Source organism: Paenibacillus medicaginis, assembly GCF_042138635.1.
GTDB lineage: Bacteria > Bacillota > Bacilli > Paenibacillales > Paenibacillaceae > Paenibacillus > Paenibacillus medicaginis.
The window spans coordinates 39,174-46,246 of sequence record NZ_JBHIRY010000037.1 but is presented as its reverse complement, the minus strand read 5'-3'; the positions used below and the strand labels follow the sequence as shown (position 1 = coordinate 46,246).

Sequence of the window (7,073 nt, the reverse complement as noted above, 5' to 3'; positions counted from 1 at the left end):
GCTTGTGCGAAGCGCAAGCACTGTCTACGAAGTAGGCAGAGACAAGCTCGTGACTTTAGTCATGAGTTGTTGACGAGTCTGAAAAAGGGCATCGGAGTATTGCATTTTTTCGTATATTTATACATATCTTTCTTCAGATGCCGCGACATTGCGGTGAAGCTTTGCTTCCAAAAATTTATTATCACAATCATAAAAACTTTGAATTGCTAACGCGTTAGGTCAGTGTTAAAATGATAGAACTAATCTATATCAAAATCGTGAAGTGCATATTTATTGAAATGGCAGTCTATTAAAGAGGTCTCTGCCGCTTTGCCCGCATTCAATCTGTCAGGCGCCGCGCCCTTGGTGTCCAAGTGGCGGCGTTTCGTCGTACCCCCATTTTCAGCTCCTGCTGAATAGTTAGTTTGTCGCCACCGTCTTCAGGTTCCATACCGGGTAATTCCCGGCTTTATGAGTTCATTACAGAAAGGTTGCGTTCCATGAGACAGACAGGACTACCTCCAAAACAAGGGCTTTATGATCCGCAATTTGAAAAAGATGCCTGCGGGATGGGCTTTGTCGCACATATCAAGGGCAAGGCTTCGCACGAGATTGTAGGCCAGGCGCTTACCATGCTTGAGAATATGGAGCACCGCGGCGGTCAGGGCAGTGAACCGAATTCCGGCGATGGGGCCGGCATCATGCTGCAGATCCCGCATGCATTCCTGACGGAAGAAGCGGCGAAGCTCGGCTTTGCCCTTCCGGCGGCCGGACGTTATGGCGTCGGCATGCTGTTTATGTCTACAGATGCCTCCGTGCGCGCAGGCCACGAAGAAGTGCTGAAGAGCATTATCGCCGAGGAAGGCCAGCAGCTGCTGGGATTCCGTGAAGTGCCGACAGATGACAGCATGCTGGGCAAATCCGCCAAGGCTGCCAAGCCGCATGTGCGTCAGGTATTCATCGGCAGCAGCGCTGATCTTGAGGATGAGCTCGCCTTCGAACGGAAGCTGTTTGTCATCCGTAAACGCGCTGAGCTTGCCATTCGCTACAGTGAGAATGAAGAGTATGGCGACACGTTCTATATTTCAAGTCTCTCCTGCCGGAAGATCGTATACAAAGGCATGCTGACGACGGCCCAGGTAGGCCAGTTCTATCTGGATCTGCGCGATAGCCGGCTTACCTCGGCCATCGCCCTGATCCACTCCCGTTTCAGCACCAATACGTTTCCAAGCTGGGAGCGCGCGCATCCGTACCGCTTCATGATCCATAACGGCGAGATCAATACGATGCGCGGCAACGTGAACTGGATGCATGCCCGTCAGGCTCAGTTCCGGAGCGAGCTGTTTGGTGAAGACACGGAGAAGATCAAGCCTGTCATCAACCCGGACGGCTCGGATACGGCCATGTTCGATAACACGCTGGAATTTTTGTACCTGAGCGGCCGTTCATTGCCTCATGTAGCCATGATGATGGTTCCTGAGCCATGGAACAACCACGAGGGTATGGATCCTGCGAAGAGAGCATTTTACGAATATCACAGCACATTAATGGAGCCTTGGGACGGACCGGCCGCGATGGCGTTTACGGACGGCTTTCAGATTGGCGCCATTCTGGACCGCAATGGGCTTCGTCCAGCACGTTATTATGTAACGAAGGACGATCTGATCGTGCTCTCCTCCGAAGCGGGCGTGCTCGATATCCCACCGGAAAATGTGCTGTATAAGGACCGGCTTCGTCCGGGACGGATGCTGCTGGTCGATACGAAGGAAGGCCGCATTGTTTCCGATGAGGAGGTCAAGGCGCAAATCGCTGCCGAGCAGCCTTATCAGGAGTGGCTTGACGAGCATCTCATCGATCTGAACGAGCTGCCTGACGCGCCGGAGCTGCCGGAGCCGAAGCATGATAACGTGAACCAGCTCCAGCTTTCCTTCGGCTACACGTTCGAAGAGCTGCGCAAGCTGCTGGAGCCTATGGCTGCCACAGGAGCGGAGCCGATCGGCTCCATGGGCTATGATGCTCCGCTGGCTGTGCTGTCCGATAAGCCGCAGCGTCTCTATAACTATTTTAAACAGATGTTTGCGCAGGTAACCAATCCACCGATTGATTCCATCCGTGAGGAGATCGTTACGTCAACAGGCACGACGATCGGGCCGGAACGGAATCTACTGCATCCGGAGCCGGAGAGCTGCCGCCAGATCCGTCTGGAGACCCCGGTTTTATCTAATGAAGATTTTGCTAAAATTCGCCATGTCCACCGGCCTGGCTTCAAATCGATGACCATTCCGATTTTCTTCCCGGCCAAGGAAGGAGCGGAAGGGCTGCGTAAAGCTCTGGAAGAGCTTTTCGAGTCGGCTGACCGCGTCATTGCCAAAGGACATAATATCCTGATTCTGTCCGACCGCGGTGTGGATGTGGAGAATGCAGCCATTCCGGCGCTGTTGGCTGTTGCTGGTCTGCATCATCATCTGATCAAGAACAGAACGCGCACGAAAGTCAGCATTTTGCTTGAATCCGGCGAACCGCGCGATATTCATCATTATGCGCTGCTGCTCGGATACGGGGTGAGCGCCGTCAATCCGTATCTGGCATTCGAGACGCTGGATGACATGATTCAGCAGGGAATGCTGCGCGGGCTGTCACACGAGAAGGCTGTGAAAAACTACATTAAGGCGGCAACCAAGGGTGTCGTTAAAATTTTGTCCAAGATGGGGATATCCACCATCCAGTCGTACCGGGGTGCGCAAATTTTTGAGGCCGTTGGTCTGAAGCAGCAATTTGTGGATAAATACTTTACGTGGACTCCGTCCCGTATTGGCGGCATTGGGCTTGAGGAGGTTGCGGCGGAAGCACTGGCTCACCATAACCGTGCTTTTACCGATAAGGACGGCAACGATAAAGTGCTGGATTCCGGCGGTGAGTATCAGTGGCGGAATGACGGGGAGGAGCATCTGTTCAATCCCCAGACCATCCATCTGCTGCAGCAGGCGGTACGTACGGGCGATTACAAGCTGTACAAGAAATATGCGGCGCTCGTTCAGGGCGAAAATGAGCAGAAGCTTACGCTTCGCTCCCTGCTGAAGTTCAGACCAAACGGCAAACCTGTGCCGCTTGAGGAAGTGGAGTCTGCGGAGTCGATCATGCGCCGCTTCAAGACAGGGGCCATGTCCTTCGGTTCCATCAGCAAGGAGGCTCATGAAGACATGGCGATTGCCATGAACCGTATCGGCGGTAAAAGCAATACCGGCGAAGGCGGCGAGGATCCGGCCCGTTTCGTGCCGGATGCGAACGGCGATTCCCGCCGCAGCTCCATCAAGCAGGTGGCTTCCGGCCGTTTCGGGGTGACCTCGAATTATTTGGTGAATGCTGACGAAATTCAGATCAAGATGGCGCAGGGAGCCAAGCCGGGCGAAGGTGGGCAGCTCCCGGGGCGCAAAGTATATCCATGGGTAGCGGAAGTGCGCGGATCTACGCCAGGCGTAGGCCTCATTTCCCCGCCGCCGCACCATGATATCTATTCCATCGAGGATCTGGCGGAATTGATCTATGATTTGAAAAATGCAAATCCGCGTGCAGACATCAACGTGAAGCTTGTTTCCGAAGTGGGCGTAGGCACCATCGCTGCCGGTGTCGCCAAAGGACGTGCGGATATTATTCTGATCAGCGGTTATGACGGCGGTACCGGCGCATCTCCGCAGGGCTCCATCCGCCATGCGGGCATGCCGTGGGAGCTCGGTCTTGCCGAGGCGCATCAGACGCTGATTCTGAACAATCTGAGAGACCGCGTCGTGCTTGAGACGGACGGCAAAATGCTTTCAGGCCGCGATCTTGCCGTTGCTGCCCTGCTTGGTGCAGAAGAGTACGGCTTCTCTACAGCACCGCTGGTTGCGCTCGGCTGCATCATGATGCGTGTGTGCCAAATGGATACATGTCCTGTAGGCGTGGCTACCCAAAATCCGCAGCTGCGCAAAAACTACATGGGAGATCCGGCGCATGTCGTTAACTTTATGCGGTTTGTGGCGGAAGATGTACGTGAAATTATGGCTGAGCTCGGCTTCCGCACCATCCAGGAGATGGTTGGACGTACGGACTGCCTGGATGCAGCCGCTGCGAACGAGCATTGGAAGAAGAGCGGTGTGGACCTGAGTCTGCTCCTGCATACGGCTGAGCTTCCAGAGGGAAGCGAGCGCTACCGCACACAGCGTCAGAACCACGGTCTGGAGGAAACGCTGGACCTTCAGCAGCTGCTTCCGCTTGCTGTTCCGGCTCTGGAGACCAAAACTCCAGTCGAAGCAATACTGCCGATCACTAATGTCAACCGTGCCGCTGGAACCATACTCGGCAGTGAAGTGACACGTAAATATGGTGCTGCCGGTCTGCCTGAGGACACGATCCGCTTCCATTTTGTTGGTTCGGCGGGGCAAAGCCTCGGGGCGTTCATCCCGAAAGGTATTACCCTTACGGTAGAGGGCGATTCGAACGACTATGTGGGCAAAGGTCTGTCCGGCGGTAAAATCATCGTCAAGAAATCGTCCAAGGCGACCTTTAAGGCGGACGAGAATATCATTATTGGAAATACGGCCTTCTACGGAGCAACAAGCGGTGAAGCGTATATCAGCGGTATAGCCGGTGAGCGTTTTGCGGTAAGAAATTCCGGGGCAAGGGTCGTTGTGGAAGGCGCAGGAGATCATGGCTGCGAATATATGACCGGCGGCAGGGTTGTAGTACTCGGCGGAACGGGGCGCAACTTTGCGGCAGGCATGTCAGGTGGTATTGCCTATGTATATGATCCTGAGGGCTCATTCCTTCATCGCTGCAATCTGGAAATGGTGTTGCTTGAGCGTGTGGAAGATGCGGCTGAGGCTGCAGACCTACGCGGTATGATCGAGCGTCATGTCGCTTACACAGATAGTGAGGCGGGACAGCGTATTCTTAAGGATTGGGAGGCTTCGCTTCAGCATTTTGTCCGTGTTATCCCTAAAGATTACAAACGGATGCTGGAGCAGATCGAGAAGGTGGAAGCCTCCGGGTTGACTGGTGATGAAGCTCTGCTCGCTGCATTTGAAGCCAACATGCGTGAACTTGCCCGCACAGGCACGAACTGACCTGATTCGACAGCGCGATTTCCTTGGAATGGAAAAAAATTACAAAAAAACAACCTGCTGCAGGACGAGTTTTATGTCTCCTGACAGCAGGTTTATTTTTTTGGAGAATGAAAAAAATCTTGTTGACAACTGCAACAAATTGCGACATTACCCCGTTAAAAGTTTACTGAAACATGAAAGTTGACATAAAATATACCAAAATATTTTCGATGTAAACGTTTACTAGAATCAAGACGACTTGTTATTTCTTTTTTTATTCGTTATCATTTTTGTAACACATCGGATGTTTCATCTTCCCTACTAATCAAAGAATAGGGTGAAAGGATGAAAGCGAGGACCACAGCGGAAGGCAGGATGATCTTTGTATACCGGTATGCATCCTGGGCCTTCACATCACTTGCTTATGCGTTACATGACTCGGGCACGCCCGGTCACAAGCTGGCATTGATTTTTTTCTTGTTCTTTTTTGTAACGGTGTTTACGTACATTTACCGTAGATATCGCAAGCATGGGACGGTGCTGAAAGTATTCATTGCCGTAGAAGCTTTGGGGATTGTAGTCTTGCAGTTCCTTACCGGTGGGACGGAAAGCCCGTACAAATGGTACGTCATGAATCCGATCCTTGCAGCCGGTGTATATTTGAACGCCCTGTATTGCTGGTCATTGCTTGTATCTTATATCGGCGTCCAACTAACGCTTTGTTATGTCTTCTTCAATGTGAACCGGTTCAGCTTTCTCGAAGTGCTGCTGCAGAATACGAATATGATTCTGGTACTTGCTTTGACCACTATGGCCATGCAGGTGATCGGCACCATGAAGAGGGAACTTATGAAGGCGAACGAGCGCACGAATGAAACGATGGACCACATCAAATCGCTGTATCACATCATGGAGACGGCAAGCCATAATAAAGCCGTGAACATGGGGCAGGTGATCTCGGACTATGCGGTGAAGCTCACCAAGCAGAGCAAAGCGTTCTTCTGGCTGGATAACAGGGAAATCGAAGACGCCCCGGAGAGCAGCCAGACGGGCTGGACAGCAGAGGAAGAACAGCAGCTGTTCCAAAAGCTGGCTGTTCATCGTGAGCAATTCCGGTTTGAGCGGGATCCCTTTTTCAGAAGCTTTCCGGAATGGGGCGATTTTCTGATGATAACCGTGCCGATGACGACACGGTTCGTAGCGGCGATCGGTGTGAAGCTCGACCCGGAGCAAGGGATGGAGAGAAGGCGCTGGCTCGTGCAGCAGCTCATATTTCTTGCGGAGCTGAGTGCGATTTTCCTCGAACGTTATGAGCTTGAACGGGTCGAAAACCAGCTGCTGGTGACGAATGAGCAGAACCGGATTGCCAATGAAATGCATGATAATGTCTCACAGAGCCTGTTCGGAATTGTTTATGCCTCCCACTCGCTGCGGCAAACGTGGCATCACCTGGGCAAAGCCCAAGTGGATGAGCAGATTGAATTGATTCAGGAGTCGGCGAATCAGGCGGTGCGGGAACTAAAGCTTGCCATTCATAGCCTTAGCTCCAAGAAGAGTGGCGGACCGACCTGGATGGCAACGGTAAAAAGCCATTTACATATGTTATCCAGGCTTAATAACGTGCAGATTGAGCTGCATAACACGGGAGACCAATATACACTGCCTTATCCATATCAGAAAGCACTGTTTCGCATGATATCGGAATCTGTCGGCAATGCGATCCGTCATGGCCAGGCCAAACAAATTCGGGTTTATCTTGCACTGACCCTGCAGCAGATTGAGCTGACCATCATGGACGACGGCATCGGCTTCAGGACTGAAAAGCTTGCCGCAGGAGGGGAGGAGATTGGAGCGGAGGGTGGACTTGGCATGAAAAACATGGAATATCTTGCACGCTCTTTGGGAGGTGAGTTTAGTGTCTCCAGCGCAGTTGGGAAAGGAACCGAGATTGTAATCAGGATTCCCGTCCAGGCAGCTGAACGAATGCAGTGAACTGAATCATTCCACTAGGAA

General features: G+C 52.5%; 2 protein-coding genes. Both read left to right on the top strand.

Going from position 1 to position 7,073, the window contains the following annotated elements:
- Window positions 1-479 precede the first annotated feature (479 nt).
- The gene (gene gltB, locus ACE5LO_RS24420) at window positions 480-5,081 is read left to right on the top strand and encodes a glutamate synthase large subunit (protein ID WP_375522538.1); all 4,602 of its coding nucleotides are present in this window, start codon (window positions 480-482) and stop codon (window positions 5,079-5,081) included.
- Between the two features lie 324 nt (window positions 5,082-5,405).
- Window positions 5,406-7,052, top strand: a complete 1,647-nt coding sequence (locus ACE5LO_RS24415; RefSeq protein ID WP_375522537.1) for a sensor histidine kinase — start codon at window positions 5,406-5,408, stop codon at window positions 7,050-7,052.
- The last annotated feature ends 21 nt before the right edge of the window (window positions 7,053-7,073 follow it).